Source organism: Bradyrhizobium sp. LeoA1Lang, from assembly GCF_055413685.1.
Map to the genome: position 1 here is coordinate 1 of NZ_JBVAPG010000577.1, position 291 is coordinate 291.

A 291-nucleotide genomic window follows, 5' to 3' on the forward strand; every position below is an offset into this window, starting at 1 on the left:
AGCCGAAGCCATCGGGATGGCTGGCGCGATACTCGTCCCACAGCAGCCGGCGGGTCACGTTGCGCCGGCGCAGCTCCTTGTCGACATAGCCCCAGTCGGGAATGGGCCGCTGGGGGCTCTGCGACGCCGGCTTCGGCGCAGGGAAAAGCAGCAGCTCCAGGTCCTCGTCGGTCATTCCGGCCGGCAACGGCCAGTTCAGCCCGGCAGCCCCGGCTCGGCGCAGATAGCTGTGCACGGCGCCGTTGCTGATGCCCAGGGTGCGCGCAATGGCTCGCTCCGGCAAGCCTTGAA

The 291-nt window shown here is 69.4% G+C and carries 1 pseudogene; it reads right to left on the reverse strand.

Annotated features, from left to right (window positions below):
* Positions 1–291: pseudogene (locus tag ACZYOF_RS44560) on the reverse strand (IS21 family transposase); the annotation flags it as partial.